The sequence below is a fragment of the Solwaraspora sp. WMMD937 genome (assembly GCF_029581175.1).
GTDB lineage: Bacteria > Actinomycetota > Actinomycetes > Mycobacteriales > Micromonosporaceae > Micromonospora_E.
Window position 1 is genome coordinate 1,922,887 of record NZ_CP120738.1, and the last position, 19,054, is coordinate 1,941,940.

A 19,054-nucleotide genomic window follows, 5' to 3' on the forward strand; every position below is an offset into this window, starting at 1 on the left:
GTTCAGGTGGCGGCGGCGAACCGCTGCACCTGTTCGGTGGTGCCGGAGACGATCAGCAGGGCGCCGTCACGAAGTTCGGTCTCCCGGTCGGCGTAGGTGAACCGTTCCCCCGGCATCTTCACCCCGATCACCGTCACGCCGTACCGCGACCGGATGTCGGTCTCACCGAGCCGCCGGCCCGCCGTACCGCTCGGCAGCCGGGTCTCGGCGATCGAGAAGCCGTCGTCGAATTCGATGAAATCGAGCATCTTGCTGGTGATCAGGTGCGCCACCCGGTCGCCCATCGCGGCCTCCGGGTAGATGACGTGCCGGGCGCCGACGGAACGCAGGATCTTGCCGTGCTTGCCGGAGACCGCCTTGGCCCACACCTCGGTGACGCCGATCTCGGCGAGGCTGAGCACGGTCAACACGCTGGCCTCGACATCCGAGCCGATGCCGACCACCACCCGCTGGAAGTCCCGCAGACCCAGCTGGCGCAGCGCCTCGGTGTCGGTAGAGTCGGCCTGCACCACGTACGTGAGCCGGTCCGCCCACCGCTGGACCACCGCCGGATTGGAATCGACGCCGAGCACGTCGAAACCCATCCGCAGCATCGAGTCGGCGACCTGGCCGCCGAACCGGCCGAGCCCGATGATGACCACGGTCCGGGTGGACCTGGTGCCGGTACGGTCAGCCAACGATGGGTCGCTCCTCCGGGTAGTGGAACCGTCGCCGCCGGGTGTTCAACGCGATCGCCGAGCCCAACGTGACGCTGCCGATCCGGCCGACGAACATCAGCACGACGAGCAGCACCTGAGCAGGGTCGGGCAGGTCGCCGGTGATCCCGGTGGACAGCCCGGTCGTGCCGAACGCCGACGTCACCTCGTACAGCGCCTGTTCACCGCCGATGTCGTCGGTCAGGCTGATCAGGGCCAGGGTGCCGGCCCCGACCAACGCCACGCCGATCAGCGCGACGGTCAGCGCCTGACGCTGGCTGGCCGCCGCGATCCGGCGTCGGCCGATCACCACGTCGTGCTCGCCGCGCAGCTCCGACCAGATGACGAAGGCGAGCAGGAAGAAGGTGGTCACCTTGATCCCGCCGGCGGTGCTGGCGCTGCCACCGCCGATGAACATCATCCCGATGGAGACCGCCGTCGTCTCCGGGTTGAACTCTCCCGGGTCGACCGTGTTGAACCCGCCGGACCGGGTCATCACGTCCTGGAACAGCGCGGCCAACAGCTTCTCCGGCAGGTCGAGCGGGCCCAGGGTACGCGGGTTGGCCCACTCGAAGGTGAGCATGCTGACGAAGCCGATGCCGATCAGCGCTAACGTGCCCCACACGGTCAGCCGGGTGTGCACCGACCAGCGCCGCGGCCGGCTGCGCTCGCGGGCCAGCTCGAACAGGGCCGGGAAGCCGAGCCCGCCGACCACCACGCCGACGATCAGCGGCAGGCAGATCCACCAGTCGCCGACGAACTGGACCAGCCCGTCGGAGTAGAGGACGAAGCCGCCGTTGTTGAACGCCTGGACGGCGTGGAACAGCCCGTACCACAGGGCCCGGGGCGGCGGGTAGTCGTAGTGCAGCCACAGCCGGGCAGCCAGGATGAGGGTGATCGCCGTTTCGGCGCCGAGCATCGTCGCCGCGATCCGCAGCAGCACCCGCCGGATGTCGGACAGCGCGAGGCTGTTGGTCTCCGCCTGCGCGGTGAGCCGGCTGCGCAGCCCCAGCCGGCGCGACACCAGCAGGCCGAGCAGGGTGGCCAGCGACATGATCCCGAAGCCGCCGAGCTGGGTGAGCACGGTGATCAGCACCAGGCCGAGCGGCGTCCAGTAGGTCGGGGTGTCGGTGACGGCCAGCCCGGTCACGCAGACCGTCGAGGTGGCGGTGAACAGGGCCGTGACGAAGGGAGCCGAGTCGGGTCCCTGGCGGCTGGCCGGCACCATCATCAGTACGGTGCCCACGGCGATCGCCCCGAGGAACGCGATCGGCACGATCCGGGCGGGGTTTCGCAGCGGCCGGCGCATCAATGATGTCATACCACCGCAAAACCGGAAAACACCGTATATTGATTGACATTCATGTAGTGGTCGACCGGTCACCGTCCGCCTGTCGCCCACCGGTCTCCCGCCCGTCGTCTGGGGCGTCTTCACTGACGCCCGACCGTGCCCGGGAACCCCTGTGAGGAGACGACGTTGTCGCGTACTCTGCCGATCATGCTGCTCGCCGGCACCCTGCTGGCCACCATGGCGATCCCGTCCGCCGCCACCGCTACCGACCCGGCGACCCGCGGCAAGCCGCAGGCCGAGTCGAAACCACTGGTCATCGCGCACCGAGGGGCCAGCGGCTACCGGCCGGAGCACACCCTGGAGGCGTACCGGCTGGCGATCCGTCAAGGCGCCGACTACATCGAGCCCGACCTGGTGTCGACCGCCGACGGGGTGCTGGTCGCCCGGCACGAGAACGAGATCTCCGGCACCACCGACGTCGCCGACCGCGCCGAATTCGCCGACCGGCGGGCAACCAAGACCATCGACGGGCGATCCGTCACCGGCTGGTTCACCGAGGACTTCACCCTGGCCGAGCTGCGTACCCTGCGGGCCGTGGAGCGACTGCCGCAGGTCCGGCCGACCAACACGGCCTTTGACGGTGAGTTCGCGGTGCCGACCTTGCAGGAGGTCATCGACCTGGCCCGGTCGGAGAGCCGGCGGCTGGGTCGGACCATCGGCATCTACCCGGAGACCAAGCACCCCACCTACTTCCAGTCGATCGGGCTGCCCCTGGAGGAGCCGCTGGTCGACACGCTGCGACGCAACAAGCTGACCCGGCGTACCGACGCGGTGTTCATCCAGTCCTTCGAGACGGCCAACCTGCGCAAGCTGAGCCGGATGACCGACGTGCGGCTGGTGCAGCTGCTCGGCGGCAGCGGCCGGCCGTACGATTTCGTCGTGGCCGGTGACCCGCGCGGCTACGCCGACCTGGCCACCCCGGACGGGCTCGCCTGGATCAGCCGGTACGCCGACGCCATCGGGCCCACCAAGGACCTGATCGTGCCGCGCGACGCCGACGGCGCGCTGCTGGCCCCGACCTCGCTGATCCGCGACGCCCACCGGGCCCGGCTGGCGGTGCACGCCTGGACGTTCCGGGCGGAGAACCAGTTCCTGCCGGCCGACCACCGCATCGGTGCCGACCCGGCTGCCCGGGGCGACATCACCGCAGAGTACGAACTGTTCTACGGACTCGGGCTGGACGGACTGTTCGCCGACCATCCGGACACCGCCGTGGCGGTCCGCGCCGCCACCCGCTGAGCCCGGCCCGGGGCCGCCGGCCGGTCGGTTCCGCCGGTCCTTGCTACCGTCCACCGATGACCGATACGCCGGACCGGGCCGAGTTGCGCGACCGCGCCGAGCAGATCCTGCACCGGCTGGCCGGGCCGGGCGCGACGTTGCGCGACGACCAGTGGCGGGCCATCGAGGCGCTGGTCGTCGACCGGCGGCGGGTGCTCTGCGTACAGCGCACCGGGTGGGGCAAGTCGGCGGTCTACTTCATCGCCACCGCGCTGCTGCGCGCCGGCACCGGCCCGGCCACCCCGGCCGGGCCGGTGCCGACCGCGTCGGCCGGGCCGACGGTGATCGTCTCGCCGCTGCTGGCGCTGATGCGCAACCAGGTTGCCGCCGCCGAACGGGCCGGCATCCAGGCCCGCACGATCAACTCCGCCAACCTCGACGAGTGGGACACCGTCAGCGCGGAGATCCGGGCCGGCGCGGTCGACGTACTGCTGATCAGCCCGGAGCGACTGAACAACCCGGACTTTCGGGACAACGTGCTGCCCAGCCTGGCCGCTACCACCGGCCTGCTGGTCATCGACGAGGCGCACTGCGTGTCGGACTGGGGGCACGACTTCCGCCCCGACTACCGGCGGATCCGGACCTTCCTGCGCGAGCTGCGCCCCGGCACGCCGGTGCTGGCCACCACCGCGACCGCAAATACCCGGGTCACCGACGACGTCGCCGAACAGCTCGACGCCACCAGCGCCACCAGCGAGGGCGAGGCCGGCAGGCTCGGCGACACGCTGGTGCTGCGCGGTCCACTGGACCGCCGGTCGCTGCGGCTGGCCGTGCTCGACCTGCCCGGCACCGCGCACCGGCTCGGCTGGCTCGCCGACCACCTGGAAACGCTGCCCGGCTCCGGCATCGTCTACACGCTCACCGTCGCGGCGGCCGCCGAGACCGCCGAGTTCCTGCGCTCCCGGGGCTACGCCGTCGCCGCGTACAGCGGCCAGTCCGACGACGCGCAACGCCGCGCCGCCGAACAGGACCTGCTGGACAACAAGATCAAAGCCCTGGTGGCGACGTCCGCGCTCGGCATGGGTTTCGACAAGCCGGACCTCGGCTTCGTGGTGCACCTCGGCGCGCCGCCGTCGCCGATCGCCTACTACCAGCAGGTGGGTCGGGCCGGCCGGGCGCTGGACGGTGACCGGTACGCCGACGTGGTGCTGCTGCCCGGCCCCGAGGACCAGGCGATCTGGCGGTACTTCGCGTCACTGGCCTTCCCCCGCGAGGAACAGGTGCGCTCGGTGCTCGCCGCCCTCGAAGACGCCGGCCGTCCGCTGTCCACCCAGGCCCTGGAGCCGATCGTCGACCTGCGGCGCACCCGGCTCGAACTGATGCTCAAGGTGCTAGACGTGGACGGCGCGGTACGCCGGGTGCGCGGCGGCTGGGTCGCCACCGGCGCGCCATGGCACTACGACGCCGCCCGGCTGCACCGGGTGGCCCAGGCCCGCACCGCCGAACAGCAGATCATGCAGGAGTACGCGGTACCGGCCGACACCGCGCCGCCGGCCGGCCGGCCCGGCTGCCGGATGGAGTTCCTCCGCCACTGCCTGGACGACCCGCAGGCCCAGCCGTGCGGGCGCTGCGACCGCTGCGCCGGCGGGTGGCTGCCGTCCGAGGTGAGCCCGGACGCGCTGCGCGCCGCCGAGACCTTCCTCGGCCGGGCCGGAGTGGAAATCCCTCCGAAGAAGCTCTGGCCGACCGGGCTGGAGGCGGTCGGCGTACCGCTGCGCGGCAAGATCGGCCCCGACGAGCAGGCACTGCCCGGCCGGGCCGTCGGGCGGCTGTCCGACCTGGGCTGGGGGAGCCGGCTGCGGGACCTGCTCGCCGCCGGCCGGCCGGACACCGTGCTGCCGGCCGACGTCGCCGGTGCGGTGATCGACGTGCTCCGCGAGTGGGCGCGCGGCACCCAACCGTGGCCGGCCCGACCGGTCGGGGTGGTGGCGGTCGCCTCCCGGACCCGCCCGGAGCTGGTGGCAAGCACCGCCCGACGGATCGCCGAGGTCGGTCGGCTGCCGCTGCTCGGCTCGGTCGAGCCGGCCTGGGCCGAGCCGCCGTCGACTCAGGGCCGGGGTAACAGCGCGCAACGGGTCCGGACCGTGCACGACGCGTTCGCCGCACCGCCGGAGCTGGCCGCGGCGCTGTCCGGGCTGACCGGCCCGGTGCTGCTGGTCGACGACCTGGTCGACACCGGCTGGACGTTGACCGCCGTGGCCCGGCTGCTGCGGCGCTCCGGCGCCCCGGCGGTGCTGCCGTTCGCCCTCGCCACCACGAACTGACCCGGTCCGAGCGGGACGGGGTCGCCCGGCCCGGTCAGCCTGATCCGAGTCAGCCCGGCCGGCCGTAGCCCTTGATCGGCATCCGGTCGATCCGGTCGACGCGGACCACTTCACCGTGCCGCGGCGCGTGGATCATCTGGGCGGCCCCGATGTAGATCCCGACGTGCTGCACGTTGCTGTAGAAGAAGACCAGGTCACCGGGGCGGAGCTGGGCGCGACCGATGCGGGTGACGGTGCCGAACTGCCGGCGGGCGTTGTGTGGCAGCTGCACCCCGGCCTTCGCCCAAGCCGCCGAGGTCAGCCCGGAGCAGTCGTACGAGTGCGGCCCGGCCGACCCCCATCGGTACGGCTTGCCGAGCTGGGCGTGGGCGAAGGCGACGACGCTGGCCGCGCTGCCGGTCGCCGCCTCGGGCAGTGGGTCGGCCGGGCTGCGGTCGGCGGTGGCGGCGCCGGACCGGTCCAACAGTGCCTGCTGGCGGTCCCGCAGCTCGGTCAGCGCCCGGATGTCCGACTCGATCTGCCGCTGCGTCGCGGACAGCTGCTCCTGCTGCAGCAACTGCTGCTCGATCAGCGCGTTCGCCGCCCGGCGGGCCGCTTCGCTGCGGTCCCGGGTGTCGCGCAGCCCGGCGATCGTCCGCTCGTTGTCGCGGTTGATCACGTCGGCGATGAGCAGTTGGTCGACGAAGTGTTCCGCCGATGCGGTGGACAGCAGAGTGGCGACGGGTCGGGCGCCGTTCACCCGGTAGTTGCTGGCCGCGAGTTGGCCGACCTGATCGTGTCGGGCCGCGAGCTGTCGATCAAGTTCGATGATCGTTTCGCCGAGTCCACCAGCGCGTTCCTGGTTGTGGCGCAGGTCCAGCCGGATCTCGTTGTACTGCTCGACCACCGTCTCCAACTGGTGGGCCGCCTGGTCGATCCGCCGGTCCAACTCGGCGATCGAGGCCTGCGCCTGGGCCGGAGCCGGCAGCAACGTGGCGGTTACAGCGGTGACGAGGGCGGCTGCCCTACTTGCCAAGCTATTAACGGTCACGGATGGTACAACGACGGTACGTTGCGGAAGCCACGGCTGACGACATAGCCGGCGACCAGCCGACGACCCGGCCGAGGCGTCGCCGGCCAGTAGCGACTACCGTCGGCGAGGTGGGAGAAACAGTGACCGGTGCCGGCGATCCGACGGGCCCGACAGACCCGGCTGAGTCGACGGATCAGGCAGACCCGGCGGGGCCGGGGACGTCCACCGTGCGGCTGGCGACCGGGGTCGCCGCCGTCGTGCTCGCGATGCTCGCCGGGTTCGCCCTGGGCCGGGCGGTGACCGCCCCGACCAGCATCGGCACCCAGTACGCGGCCGGCGCGGCCGACCACACCCACCCGCCCGGGACCACACCGCATGTGCACGACGGCACCGACGGCACCGACGGCGGTGACCAGGTGTCCGGCCTGTCGGTCAGCGCCGGCGGCTACACCCTGGTGCCGGTGCGGCGGCAGCTGCCGGTCGGCGAGCAGGTCGACCTGCGCTTCCAGATCATCGACGCCGATCAGCGGCCGGTCACCGCCTTCGACGTGGTGCACGACAAGCCGATGCACCTGATCATCGCCCGTCGGGATCTGACCGGCTACCAGCATCTGCACCCGACGATGGCACCGGACGGCACCTGGAGCGTCCCGGTCCGGCTGGCTGCCGCCGGCATTTGGCGGCTCTACACCGATTTCACCCTGCGCGACTCCGGCGGTACGCCGGTCGCGTTGACGCTCGGCGTCGACCTCGCGGTGGCCGGCGAGTACCTGCCGGCCGACCTGCCGACCGCCGCCGACACCGCCGAGGTGGACGACTTCACCGTACGGATGCGTGGGGTCGCGCAGCGCGGGGTGGTCACGCCGCTGCTGTTCGAGGTGAGCCGGGCCGGCCGGTCCCCGACACTGGAGCCCTATCTCGGCGCGTACGGGCATCTGGTCGCGCTGCGCGACGGCGACCTCGGCTACCTGCACGTGCATCCGGAGGCCGAGCTGGTCGACGGTGCGGTGAAGTTCTGGCTGACCGCCCCGAGCTCCGGCGACTACCGGCTGTTCCTGGACTTCCAGGTGGCCGGCGAGGTGCACACCGCCGAGTTCACCGTCACGGTCGACTGACCACGGTCGCCCCGGCGGCGTCGGGTACCGCCGCCCCGGCGGCGTCCGGCACCGCCGGTAGCAGGGTCTGCAGCCGGGGGGTCACCGCCCACTGGTCGACCAGCGCCCGGTAGGCCCGGTGCTGCTCGCGCCGGTCCGGTACGCCGCCGCGCCGGGCCCGCAGCAGCAGGTTGCGCGGCGTGTGCTGGGAGTCGATGAACTCGACCACGTCCACCCGGTAGCCGTACGCCCGGAGCAGGGTCGCCCGCAGCGTGTCGGTGAGCACGTCGGCGAACCGTTCCCGCAGAATGCCGGCGGAGACCAGCGGCCCGTACGGCTGCGGTGCCGGCTGCCGGCGCAGCTGGGCGGCGATGTCGTGGTGGCAGCAGGGCGCGGCCAGCACCCACCGGGCCTGCCAGTCGACGGCCCGGGCCAGCGCCTCGTCGGTGGCGGTGTCGCAGGCGTGCAACGCCAGCACCAGGTCCGTTGCCGGCTCGACCGGTGCCTGCCGGATCGTGCCGGCGACGAACCGGACCTGCCCGGCGCAGCCGAGCTGGTCGGCCAGCGCGGTGTTGCGTCGCCGCTGGTCCTCGCGGACGTCGACGCCGGTCACCACCGGCTGCGCGCCACGGGCGACCAGGTAGCGGTAGGCCGCGAAGGTCAGGTAGGCGTTGCCGCAGCCCAGGTCGACGACGTGCAGCGGCCCGGCGGGCAGTGGGTCGGGCAGGGTGGCGGCGAGCGCCCGTAGGAACGCGTCGACCTGGCGGCGTTTCGCGGCGTTGGCGCCGATCGCGGCGAACAGCGGGTCGTCCGGATCCAGCAGGTACCGCTTGGCCCGGTCGTGGTCGCCGGGGCCGGTGTCGGCCCGGTCGGCGGTCGACCGGTGCACCTGCGCCGTGCCCTTCTTCGTCACCCGCAGCTGCAGCGTGCTGGTGCTGGTCTCGACGTGCCAGTTGCCGAACGGCTCGGCGAGCAGCTGGTCGACCGCTGCTTCGGCGGGGGCACCCGGCGGCAGGTTACGGGTCAACGGCCGGGTGCCGTCGTTGGTGACGATCTGCAGATGGGTACCGGCCCGCAGAGCGACCGGCCGGAGCTCGGCCCGAACGACCGACGGGGCGGCGGTGCGCCGACGCCCGGCGGCGACCGCCCGGGTGAGCTGCGGGCTGAGCAGCAGCGCCCGGACGTCGTCGAGGGCGTCGGCGAGGGACCGAGTCAGTTTTCGCCGCCGGTGCCCTGCTCGGCCCGGCCGGCACCGCCGACCTGCTCGGCCCGGCCGGCTCCGCCTGAGCCACCCCGGCGGCGCCGGCGGCGGCGCGTCGAACCGCCCGAGCCGCCGTCCGACGTGGCGGCGGCCGTGATCTCCGTACCGCCGGTGGACGCCGTACCGGAGTCGGTGCCGGCGCCGCCGTCGACGAGCTGGCCGCCGCGCCGCCGCCGACGTGGCCGGCGGCTGGTCGGGGCATCGTCCTCGCCGGCGGTCGTCGCGGTGGCGGCGGACCGGTCGGTGTCGTCCGGCGCAGCGGAGCGGCGCGACCGCGATGACCGGCGGCCCCGGCTGTCACCGCGTGCACCGCGCTCGGCGCGGCCGTCGCCGTCACCGCGCCGCCGTCGACCGGCGCTGCGGCCGCCGAGGTCCTCCTCGACCTCGGCGGACAGCCCGGCGCGGGTACGGTCGGCGCTGGGCAGCGTGCCGGAGACGTCGCGGGAGATGTCCAGGTCTGCGTAGAGGTGCTCAGAGGTGTGGTACGTCTCCGGCGGCTCGGGCATCTCCAGCCCGAGGGTCTTGTCGATGATCCGCCACCGGGTCATGTCCTCCCAGTCGACGAAGGTCACCGCCACCCCGGTCGCGCCGGCCCGGCCGGTGCGACCGATCCGGTGGGTGTAGGTGTCCTGGTCCTCCGGGCAGTCGTAGTTGATCACGTGGGTGACGCCGGAGACGTCCAGACCGCGGGCGGCGACGTCGGTGGCCACCAGAATGTCGATCTTTCCGGTACGGAAGGCGCGCAGCGCCCGTTCCCGGGCGCCCTGGCCGAGGTCGCCGTGCACGGCGGCCACCGCGAAGCCACGGAAGTCCAGGTCCTCGGCGACCCGGTCGGCCGCCCGCTTGGTACGCGTGAAGATCATCGTCAGCCCGCGCTCCTCGGCCTGAAGGATCCGGGCGACGATCTCGATCTTGTTCATCGGGTGGGTGCGGTAGACCACCTGACGGGTCAGCGGGGGAACGCCCGCCTCGGTGGTGTGCCCGGCGTGGATGGTCACCGGGTGGCGCAGGAACCGCCGGGAGAGGGCCACGATCGGGTCGGGCATGGTGGCGGAGAACAGCATCGTCTGCCGGTCCTCCGGCAGCATCGCCAGGATCCGCTCGACGTCGTCGAGGAAGCCCAGATCGAGCATCCGGTCGGCCTCGTCCAGCACCAGCGCCCGGATCCGGTCCAGCCGCAGCTTCTTCTGCTTGGCCAGGTCCATCAGCCGGCCTGGCGTGCCGACCAGAATCTCCACGCCGGAACGCAGCGTCTCGATCTGCGGCTCGTACGCGACGCCACCGTAGATCGGCAGCACCCGCACGCCGCGGGTGCTGCCGGCGGCGGCCAGGTCCTTGGCGACCTGCAGGCCGAGCTCGCGGGTCGGGACGACGACCAGTGCCTGCGGCACGCCGTCACCGCCCTCGGCCGGCGCGAGCACCCGGTCGATGAGCGGTACGCCGAAGCCGAGCGTCTTGCCGGTCCCGGTCGGGGCCTGGCCGATCAGGTCGCTGCCGCGCAGCGCGATCGGCAGGGCGTACTCCTGGATGGCGAAGGCGTGGACGATGCCGACCTCGGCGAGAGCGGTCACGGTCTCCGGGCGGGCACCCAGGTCGGCGAAGGTGGGGCTGTCCGGCCGTGCCGGTGGGCGTTTCGCCGGCTCGTCACCGGCGTTGTGATCGAAAATCTCAGTCATCAGGTGTCGGGGGTGCCTCTCGTGGTGCGCCCCGCCTGTTCCTGAGGGCGCGTGTCGGATGCGGCGCCGCGACGGCGCCGGTTGTGCGGTGCGCACGGTGCGCGCCGGTTGTGGCCGGTGCCGGAAGGGCTCCGGTTGTGTCGCGCGCCGAGCCGGCGCGTCCGATGGTCGTCGGCACCGACGTCGCGTCGGTGCGGTGCGGGTGCTGCGACGTGCCGTCGCGATGCCGGGGCGACGCGTTGTCTGCGGCGTGCCGCAGTGCGTCAGTTGACGGCGCTGGCCACACGCGATCGACAGGTCGCGGGCCGCACGCGCGCCGCGAACCCCGCTCGAGCATCCTCGACGGCCGCAGCATTGCTGACCATGGTAGCTGACGGTCCGCGTCGACGTGCAGATCCTCGGCGCCGGTGGCCGGACCGACGACTCAGCTGTGGTTCTTGTCACGCCACCGGGGTGCTGCAGGCGCGGCGGCAGTGACGAACGGCACGGTCGTCGGCGGTGTCGGCCGGACGGCCCCGCGGCCGAGCCGCAGTCGTGACCCGCGCGGCCATCTGGCGGGTGCTCTGGGCGGACCGATCCGGATCAGGGTGAACCGATCCGGATCGGTGCGGTCGGTGGCGGGGAACCGGCAGCCGGGAGCCGACAGCTGGCTTGGCGGCTCCGGGGCCGGCCCGGCCAGGTCAGGTCAGCGGACGGTGAAGCCGACCGAACGGGGAGCGGCCTCGGCGATCTCGACGTACGCGATCTTGCTGACCGGGACGATGACCCGGCGGCCGCGCTCATCGGTGAGTGACAGAGTCCCCTCGGTCATGATTGCCTGGGTCACGATCTGCTCGATCTCAGCCGGTGACTGGGCACTGTCCAGAACGAGCTCGCGCGGCGCGTACTGCACGCCGATCTTGACCTCCACGGGTCCTCCTTGAGGTGGGCGAAAACAACGCCAACGCGAAGGTTAGCCGATGCGGACGCGCTGTGGTCAGGATGCCTCGCCCTGCAGCGGGAACCCGGCGATGCCCCGCCAGGAGAGCGCGGCGAGCAACGACTCGGCTTCGTCCTTGGGCACCTGTCGACCACCGGCCAGCCAGAACTGGGCGGCGGTCTCGGCCGCGCCGACCAGCCCGGAGGCGAGCAGTTCGGCCCGGGACCGGCTCACCCCGGTGTCCGAGATGATGGTGTCGGTGATCGACGCGATGCACTCGCGTTCGACGCGTTCCACCCGGGCCCGTACCAGCGGTTCGTTGCGCAGGTCGGAGTCGAAGACCAGCCGGAAGGCGCCGCTCTCCTCGTCGACGAAGTCGAAGTAGGCCTGCACCGCCCCGCTGACCCGTTCCTTGTTGTCGGAGGTCGCGGCCATCGCGGCGGCCACTTTGGCGATGATGGCGTCGCAGTGCGTGTCGAGCAGCGCCAGATACAACTCCAGCTTGCCCGGAAAATGCTGATAAAGCACCGGCTTGGACACGCCAGCCCGCTCCGCGATGTCATCCATCGCCGCCGCGTGGTAACCCTGTGCGACGAACACTTCCTGGGCGGCGGCGAGTAGCTGCTTGCGGCGGGCGGACCGCGGCATCCGGGCCGGTCGGCCGCCTGTCTGTGCGTCGCTCGACGCAGCGGTCATGTCGAACCTCCGAGTCCGGTCGCGGCCATCTGGTCGGCGATGAGACGAAACGATCAGTGCATATCACCTGGCCGGTCAATTGGCCCGACGTTGCAACTTATCGCCACTGTCAGCACACGGTAGCCTCAGCGGGGGCGACCGAGGAGCGCACGGTGGACGAATCAGGTGGACCCCGCGGGGCTGCACCGGGACCAGAGGACGGCGGAGCGGATCCGCGAGACCGTCGTGACCAGGGCATGGGCAGTTGGACAGGGTCGCCGACCCGGTGGTCGGACGGCTCGGGGGTCGAGCCGGACGCCGACCATGCCGGTGCCGGCTGGGCCGCCCGCGACGAACCGGTGAGCGGCCCGCACTGGGCCGACCCGCCGTCCCGGTACGCCGAGGTGCTGCCGTTCACCCGGACGCCGCGCGGCGGCTCAGCCACCCGCGGCTCCCGCAGCACCGACAACAGCCGCGCCACAGCCGTCAACGGCCGACCGGTCTCCGGGCCGGCCGAGACCGTCGTACCGACCCCACGCCCCGCGCCGGCCGGCGAGTCGATTCAGCCGGGCGGCACGGACACCGGACGAGCCGACGACGAGCCGACCGCCCGGGTGGCCGGTGGACCTGCGCACGACCCACCCGCAGCTGGCCGCCCCGCCGGGCGCCGGGGCGGTGACGACCCACGCCCGATCCCGACGCCGGTCAACCCGCCGCCCCGCTGGCAGGAGACGGCCCGGGTGGTGCCGACCGCGCCGCTGCGCGCGGTGCCGGTGGCCTCGGCGGCACCGGTGTCGCCCGCCCGGCAGACCCGCCCCGGCACCCCACCGGGTTTCCAACCACCGACGACCGGCCGGCCCGGCGGGCAACGTTCCGAGCCCGACGGCCGCCCGGTCGAACCCGACCGGCAGCGCACCGCGCAGTCCGACCTCCCGCCCGAGCAGCCTGACCTCCCGCCCGACCGGCCCGGGATGTCGCCCGACCGGCCCGGCCCCCCGGGCGCGCCGGCCGACCGGTCTGCTGGCGGCCCCGCCAGCCGTACGGCGGACGCAGCTGGACGTGACGACCCCACCCGACGTGACGACCCCACCCGACGTGACGACCCCGCCCGACCCGATGACCCTGCCGGACACGATGACCTTGCCGGACGCGACGACCCTGCCCGACCCGATGACTTCGCCTCGGCACCGCCACAGCCTGCTGGGCAGCCGTCCAACGCCGGTCCGCTCCGGCAACCGACCGGTGAATGGCCCGGTCCAGGTGCTGGCGGGCCGTGGTCCCGGCAGGTGACCGGCGGATGGCCCCGGCCCGGTGCCACCGACGAGTGGCGACGGCCGGTCCCGACCAGCGCCGCACCGGTCGCCGACCAGTGGCATCGACAGAGCGCCACCGGTGAATGGCCGCGACCGACCAGCTCCGCCGCCTGGGACCGGCCCTCCGGCGACGAGGCGGGCCAGCGAATCCAGCGTGGTCAGGGGTCGCCCTCCGGGTCGGCCTCCGGGCCCCCGGCCGGCGATCCGGACTGGTCGTACGGGCAGAACTGGTCGGCGTCGGAGCCGGGCTGGACGGACGGGCCGACCGATTCGAGCTGGGCGGCCGCGGAATCCGGCGGTCAGGTGTGGGCGGCCGAGGCGGCCGGTGGGCCGAGCGGCCCGGCGGAACGGGACGACCCCGAGCCGTCGGCCTGGACCGACGATCGGACCGCCACGGCTGACAGCGGCTGGTCCGGTCCGCCGCCACCGAGCTGGGGCGGCGACGACCGCGGCGGCTGGCCGGGCGCGGCGGGCGGCGAGTCGGGCTGGGCGATGCCAGATCCGCCGACCGTGCCGGAGGAGGTGCCGTGGCGCCCCGACCGCCCGGCCGACCTGGGCCAGGCCGCCGGGTACCGGCCGGTCAGTGGCCAGCCCCGGTACGAACCGACGGCTCCCGCCGGCGGGCAGTACGGACCGGGACGGCCCGGCCAGGGCGACAGCGGCGGGGATGCCGACGACCTGATGCCCCGCCGCCGGGCGGTGTCCCGCCGCGCGGACGACGAACCGGGCGAGGCGACGGCGTCCGGGCCGACTGGCGTGTCGGTCCCCGCGGAGCCGCCTGGGGCACCGGTCACTGCCGAGCCGGCCGGTGGTGCGCTGCCGCCGGTCGAACATCCGGCGGATCTGTCCACCACCCCCATCGCGGCTGCCGCGCTGGACGCGTTGCCGCAGCGGGTTCCCGCCGACCCGGACGTGCCGACCGTGCCACAGCAGCTGCCGCCGGTCGAACACGCGGCGGAGACGCCGGAACTCGCGCGGATCGCGTCCCACCTGCGCCGAGGCGACGTCGTCGACCAGCCACAGGAGCGGCCGGAAGGCTTCGACGTCGGAGCGATCCTGGCAGCGGTACGCGGCGTCGGCGGAGTCCGGGACGCCTCGCTGCGGACCACCGACGCCGGTGCCCACAGCCTCCGGCTCGATCTGGCCGAGGGTGCCGACCCGGCCGAGGTGAGCCGGTTGGTGGCGCGCCTGCTCCAGGAACGGATGGGCCTGGCGGCGGCCCCGCAGAACCTGCCGGGTGTCGAACCCGACCACGGGCTGCCGGCGTTGTCCGGCCGCGCCGATCCGCCGGCGCCGAGTCGGCCGCCGGGCTTGACGGCACCGCCGCCGACGGCGCCGGGCGGCATACCCGGCTGGGTCGCCCCGGAACCGGCGGACGTACCGCGCCGCCGCCGTCAGCCGTTGGGTCCCCGCCCCGGCCAGGACGACCCGCCGCCCCGGGACGCGGGTGCGGCCGCCGCGACATCCGCTGTGCCGTGCCTGGAGCCGGCCGGTACCGCGCCGGAGAGCGGGCCGCCCCGGCCGCTGAACCCGGGTGGCCGGCCCGGCCCCCGGGTCGTGCTGGACCACGTCCAGGTCAGCACGTTCGGCGTGGACGCCACTGTCGAGGTGCGACTGACCGCCGGTCAGCGGACCACGTCCGGGGTGGCGACCGGGCCGGCGGTCGACGGGTACGTGCTGCGGTTGTGCGCGGTGGCCGCCGCCTCGTCGATCGAGAAGCTGTTGGCTGGTCCGGCCGGCGCGGCGGACCGGGGACGGTGCATCGTCGAGCACGCGGCCGTGGTGCCGATGGGCGGCTGTGAGGTGGCGGTGGTCGTCGTACTGCTCGCCTGTGGTGGCTGGGTGGAACAGCTGGCCGGCTCGGCAGTCGTCTCGGGGGATCCGCGGCAGGCTGTGGTGAGAGCCACACTCGCCGCCGTCAACCGGCGACTGGACGCTCTGCTGGCCTGATCGACACGCACCTGCGGCCTGATCCGCAGGGGTCCGGCCGCCTGACTGGTCGCTCAGTGGCCCGGTCGGCGGGACGGGGTGCCCGGACCGACGCGCCGGTCCGGGGTGCCCGGACCGGCGTCGGCTGTGGCACGCTGGTCAGCGATGTCCGACCGCCGTACCCGCCCGACCCGCCGTGACCACCCGACCGGGGCACGGAGCCGGTCGGCGCACCGCCGGCAGCGGCGCGGCGCGTCGCGTACCCGCCGACGGTGGCTGCGGTGGCCGGTGCTGGCGGCGGTGCTGGTGACCGTGCTCGGGCTGGCGGCGATCGGGTTCGCGTTGCCCCGGGTCGGAGTGGGCGGCGATCGGGACGCGGTGGCCGCGCCGCCCGGCGACACCACGGCGGCGACGTCCAGCGTCGAACCGCCCCCGACGACCGGCCCGCCCCCGACGACCGCGCCACCCGCGCCGGTGCTGCGGCTGTCCGGCACGGCGCCGTCGGCTGGCAGCGGCGAGTTCGACTTCAGCACGAAGCAGGGGAAGATCGCCGGTCGGTCCGGCACGCTGCGCCGCTACCGGGTGGCCGTGGAGATCGGCGCCGAGGAGGACGTCGAGGCGTTCGGTGACGCGGTGGAGAAGCTGCTCTCCGACGAACGGAGCTGGATCGGCGGCGGTCAGCTGCGCCTGCAGCGGGTGCCCGACCAGGCCGGCCACGACTTCACCGTCTACCTGGCCACGGCGCAGACCGCCGCCCGGATGTGCCAGGCCGGCTGGGTGGACATCCGGATCGACGGCGAGCCGTACACCTCGTGTCGGGCGCAGGGCCAGGCGATCATCAACCTGGACCGCTGGCGGTTCTCGGTCGACCACTACGTCAGCGGCGAGGTCCCGCTCGACGTCTACCGGGCGTACGTGATCAATCATGAGGTCGGCCACGAGCTGGGCCACGGCCACGAGCGCTGCCCGGGGGAGGGCGAACCGGCCCCGGTGATGATGCAGCAGACCCTGTTCCTCAACGGATGTGTGGCGAACCCGTGGCCGTTCCTGGCTGGTGAGCGGTACGCCGGTCCCCCGCTGTGACCGGGGCGCTCAGCGGATCGGCGGAGGATACGGGGCGTACGGTCGGATTGAATCCCTGAACCGATGGTCCCCGCGCGTCGTTCGGGCCTTACCGACATGCCGTGACAATCTGGGCAGGTCAGGCCAGGGATTCGCGCCGGTTCGCCCCCTGTCGTGCACCAGTCCGACCGGCGCGGGTGGCGAAGCACGCCATGAGGGGCGGGCCACGATGCACGACCGACGACGAGTCACCGAGGAGCCGGACCGCCGGCCGGGCAACGGGCCGGACCGCCAGGGGCCGGACCGTCAGCGGGATCACCGGCCGGAGCGTCGACGGGCGGCGCGTCGCCGACGCCGCCGGGCCGGGGCACTCATCCTGGTGACGATGGCGGCGGCGCTGATCGTCACCGATGTACTACGAGCCGGTTCCGGCGCCACCGGGCTGCTGGCGGCGGCGGTACACGAGCCCGGCCCCGGCGGCGGGGTGGCACCCGCCGGCAGCGCACCGTCGGACGGCGCCGGTCTGCCACCGGCACCGTCGCCAGCCAGCTACCCGGAGACCGGGCCGGGTACGTTCGGCTACCTCACCGGGACCGGCCCACTGCTCGGCTGGGCCGGGGAACTCCGTCGGTTCCGGGTCGCCGTCGAGGACGGGACCGGCCAGCGCGCCGACGAGTTCGCGGCGATCGTCGACGCGACGCTCGGCGACGGACGCAGTTGGATCGCCTCCCGGCAGTTCCGGCTGCAGCGGGTGCCCCGGCTCGACGCCGCCGAGTTCACCATCTACCTGGCCACCCCGGGCACCTCGGAGCAGATGTGCGCGCTCGGAGGGCTGACCACCGAGAAGTACACCTCGTGCCGGCTGCCCGGTCAGGTGATCATCAATCTGGCGCGCTGGTTGGAGGCGGTACCGCACTACGACGGAACGCTCGCCGAGTACCGCGCCTACGTGGTCAACCACGAGGTCGGTCACCAGTTCGGCATGGGCCACGAACTCTGCCCGGCACCCGGCCGACCCGCTCCGGTGATGCAGCAGCAGACGTACGGGATGCAGGGCTGCGTGGCCAACGGCTGGCCGTACCTGGACGGCAGGCGGTACGCCGGCCCGCCGATGACCTGACCGATGGCCGTGACCGGGCGACAGTGCCAGGTGCCGATCCGCACGGGGAACGGCTATTCCCGGATCCCGGATGGCGGGCGGTGTCGCTACTCATGGCCGAGTCGGCGCGAAGCGAGCAACAATAGCGCAGCCAGCATTGCCGATCCCGGGGAGTTCACCGTGTCGTTGCCCCCGCTCGTCGAACCCGCCGCCGAGCTGACCGTCGATGAGATCCGCCGCTACTCGCGGCACCTCATCATCCCGGATGTCGGGGTCGACGGCCAGAAACGCCTCAAGAACGCCAAGGTGCTCTGCGTGGGCGCCGGCGGGCTCGGCTCACCCGCCCTGATGTACCTGGCCGCGGCCGGTGTCGGGACGCTGGGCATCGTCGACTTCGACACCGTCGACGAGTCGAACCTGCAGCGCCAGATCATCCACGGCCAGTCGGACATCGGCCGGTCCAAGGCCGAGTCGGCCGCGTCGTCGGTGCGGGAGATCAACCCGTACGTCAACATCCAGATCCACGACGTGTCGCTGGACAACGACAACGTCTTCGACATCTTCGGCCAGTACGACCTGATCCTCGACGGCACCGACAACTTCGCCACCCGCTACCTGGTCAACGACGCCTGCGTACTGCTCGGCAAGCCGTACGTGTGGGGGTCGATCTACCGGTTCGACGGTCAGGTCAGCGTCTTCTGGGACCAGCACGGCCCGAATTACCGGGACCTCTACCCGGAGCCGCCGCCGCCCGGCATGGTGCCGTCCTGCGCCGAGGGCGGCGTCCTCGGCGTGCTCTGCGCCTCGATCGGATCGATCATGGTGACCGAGGCGATCAAGCTGATCACCGGCATCGGTGACCCGCTGCTCGGCCGGCTGATGGTCTACGACGCCCTGGAGATGACCTACCGGGTCATCAAGATCCGCAAGGACCCGAACGGCGAGCCGATCACCGGCCTGATCGACTACGACGACTTCTGCGGCGCCGTGTCGGCCGAGGCCGAGGAGGCAGTCGTCGACTCCACGATCACCGCCCGCGAGCTGAAGGAATGGCAGGACGCCGGCAAGGACTTCTTCCTGGTCGACGTCCGGGAGCCGGCCGAGTACGAGATCGTCAAGATCCCCGGCTCGACGCTGATCCCCAAGGGCGAGTTCCTCAACGGCGAGGCGCTGGCGAAGCTGCCCCAGGGCCGGCAGATCGTGCTGCACTGCAAGTCCGGCGTACGGTCGGCCGAAGCCCTCGCCGCGGTCAAGGCCGCCGGCTTCGCCGACGCTGTGCACGTCCAGGGCGGGGTGCTCTCCTGGGTCAAGCAGATCGACCCGTCGCTGCCCAGCTACTGATCCAGCGGCCGGTGACCGCCCGCCTCCCTGGCCGGCGGTCACCGGTCACCGGCCGGCTAGTTGACCTTGACTGAGTTACCGAGGC

General features: G+C 73.0%; 14 protein-coding genes. 7 read left to right on the top strand and 7 right to left on the bottom strand.

Features of this window, described 5'->3' with window-relative positions; genetic code table 11:
• Positions 1 to 2: 2 nt before the first annotated feature.
• Both O7621_RS08170 and O7621_RS08175 read right to left on the bottom strand, forming a co-directional pair.
• A complete protein-coding gene (locus tag O7621_RS08170; RefSeq protein ID WP_281551944.1) occupies positions 3 to 677 on the bottom strand; it encodes a TrkA family potassium uptake protein in 675 nt (224 codons plus the stop codon).
• Positions 670 to 2,004 carry a potassium transporter TrkG gene (locus O7621_RS08175; RefSeq protein ID WP_282233459.1) on the bottom strand — a complete coding sequence of 445 codons (1,335 nt, stop codon included), beginning with the start codon at positions 2,002 to 2,004 and terminating at the stop codon, positions 670 to 672. Before O7621_RS08175 ends, O7621_RS08170 begins: the two co-directional genes overlap by 8 nt.
• A gap of 168 nt (positions 2,005 to 2,172) precedes the next feature.
• Between O7621_RS08175 and O7621_RS08180 the strand changes: the two genes are divergently transcribed.
• Both O7621_RS08180 and O7621_RS08185 read left to right on the top strand, forming a co-directional pair.
• Positions 2,173 to 3,285, top strand: a complete 1,113-nt coding sequence (locus O7621_RS08180) for a glycerophosphodiester phosphodiesterase (RefSeq protein WP_282233460.1) — start codon at positions 2,173 to 2,175, stop codon at positions 3,283 to 3,285.
• A gap of 56 nt (positions 3,286 to 3,341) precedes the next feature.
• On the top strand, positions 3,342 to 5,588 hold the full coding sequence (locus tag O7621_RS08185) for a DEAD/DEAH box helicase (protein ID WP_282233461.1): 2,247 nt from the start codon (positions 3,342 to 3,344) through the stop codon (positions 5,586 to 5,588).
• Positions 5,589 to 5,637: 49 nt separating this feature from the next.
• Here O7621_RS08185 and O7621_RS08190 read toward each other — a convergent pair whose 3' ends face one another.
• A complete protein-coding gene (locus O7621_RS08190; RefSeq protein ID WP_282233462.1) occupies positions 5,638 to 6,603 on the bottom strand; it encodes an NlpC/P60 family protein in 966 nt (321 codons plus the stop codon).
• A 125-nt stretch (positions 6,604 to 6,728) separates the two neighbouring features.
• Here O7621_RS08190 and O7621_RS08195 point away from each other — a divergent pair, with 125 nt between their 5' ends.
• Positions 6,729 to 7,715: a hypothetical protein gene (locus tag O7621_RS08195; RefSeq protein WP_282233463.1), complete on the top strand. Its 987-nt coding sequence runs from the start codon at positions 6,729 to 6,731 to the stop codon at positions 7,713 to 7,715.
• On the opposite strand, the gene O7621_RS08200 is transcribed toward O7621_RS08195, so the two are convergent.
• The 4 genes from O7621_RS08200 to O7621_RS08215 all read right to left on the bottom strand — a co-directional run bounded on the left by O7621_RS08200 (position 7,702) and on the right by O7621_RS08215 (position 12,246).
• The gene (locus tag O7621_RS08200; protein WP_282234495.1) at positions 7,702 to 8,910 is read right to left on the bottom strand and encodes an SAM-dependent methyltransferase; all 1,209 of its coding nucleotides are present in this window, start codon (positions 8,908 to 8,910) and stop codon (positions 7,702 to 7,704) included. The genes O7621_RS08195 and O7621_RS08200 overlap by 14 nt on opposite strands.
• A complete protein-coding gene (locus O7621_RS08205; protein ID WP_282233464.1) occupies positions 8,907 to 10,631 on the bottom strand; it encodes a DEAD/DEAH box helicase in 1,725 nt (574 codons plus the stop codon). Before O7621_RS08205 ends, O7621_RS08200 begins: the two co-directional genes overlap by 4 nt.
• Positions 10,632 to 11,316: 685 nt before the next feature.
• Positions 11,317 to 11,541, bottom strand: coding sequence for a DUF3107 domain-containing protein (locus tag O7621_RS08210; RefSeq protein ID WP_282233465.1), 225 nt, complete (start codon positions 11,539 to 11,541; stop codon positions 11,317 to 11,319).
• A 66-nt stretch (positions 11,542 to 11,607) separates the two neighbouring features.
• A complete protein-coding gene (locus O7621_RS08215) occupies positions 11,608 to 12,246 on the bottom strand; it encodes a TetR/AcrR family transcriptional regulator (RefSeq protein ID WP_282233466.1) in 639 nt (212 codons plus the stop codon).
• 236 nt (positions 12,247 to 12,482) lie between these two features.
• Between O7621_RS08215 and O7621_RS08220 the strand changes: the two genes are divergently transcribed.
• The 4 genes from O7621_RS08220 to moeZ all read left to right on the top strand — a co-directional run bounded on the left by O7621_RS08220 (position 12,483) and on the right by moeZ (position 18,969).
• Positions 12,483 to 15,488 (top strand): hypothetical protein, encoded by a 3,006-nt coding sequence (locus tag O7621_RS08220; RefSeq protein WP_282233467.1) that lies wholly within the window; start codon positions 12,483 to 12,485, stop codon positions 15,486 to 15,488.
• 144 nt (positions 15,489 to 15,632) lie between these two features.
• Positions 15,633 to 16,550 carry a DUF3152 domain-containing protein gene (locus O7621_RS08225; RefSeq protein WP_282233468.1) on the top strand — a complete coding sequence of 306 codons (918 nt, stop codon included), beginning with the start codon at positions 15,633 to 15,635 and terminating at the stop codon, positions 16,548 to 16,550.
• A gap of 208 nt (positions 16,551 to 16,758) precedes the next feature.
• On the top strand, positions 16,759 to 17,649 hold the full coding sequence (locus tag O7621_RS08230) for a DUF3152 domain-containing protein (protein ID WP_282233469.1): 891 nt from the start codon (positions 16,759 to 16,761) through the stop codon (positions 17,647 to 17,649).
• A gap of 159 nt (positions 17,650 to 17,808) precedes the next feature.
• Positions 17,809 to 18,969, top strand: coding sequence for an adenylyltransferase/sulfurtransferase MoeZ (gene moeZ / locus O7621_RS08235; protein WP_282233470.1), 1,161 nt, complete (start codon positions 17,809 to 17,811; stop codon positions 18,967 to 18,969).
• The last annotated feature ends 85 nt before the right edge of the window (positions 18,970 to 19,054 follow it).

Bases quoted from the DNA above. Each gene is read 5' to 3' on its own strand.
- O7621_RS08185 (WP_282233461.1), top strand. From the start codon at position 3,342: ATGACCGATACGCCGGACCGGGCCGAGTTGCGCGACCGCGCCGAGCAG.
- O7621_RS08215 (WP_282233466.1), bottom strand. From the start codon at position 12,246: ATGACCGCTGCGTCGAGCGACGCACAGACAGGCGGCCGACCGGCCCGG.
- O7621_RS08220 (WP_282233467.1), top strand. From the start codon at position 12,483: ATGGGCAGTTGGACAGGGTCGCCGACCCGGTGGTCGGACGGCTCGGGG.
- O7621_RS08230 (WP_282233469.1), top strand. From the start codon at position 16,759: ATGCACGACCGACGACGAGTCACCGAGGAGCCGGACCGCCGGCCGGGC.
- O7621_RS08225 (WP_282233468.1), top strand. From the start codon at position 15,633: ATGTCCGACCGCCGTACCCGCCCGACCCGCCGTGACCACCCGACCGGG.
- O7621_RS08205 (WP_282233464.1), bottom strand. From the start codon at position 10,631: ATGACTGAGATTTTCGATCACAACGCCGGTGACGAGCCGGCGAAACGC.
- O7621_RS08175 (WP_282233459.1), bottom strand. From the start codon at position 2,004: ATGCGCCGGCCGCTGCGAAACCCCGCCCGGATCGTGCCGATCGCGTTC.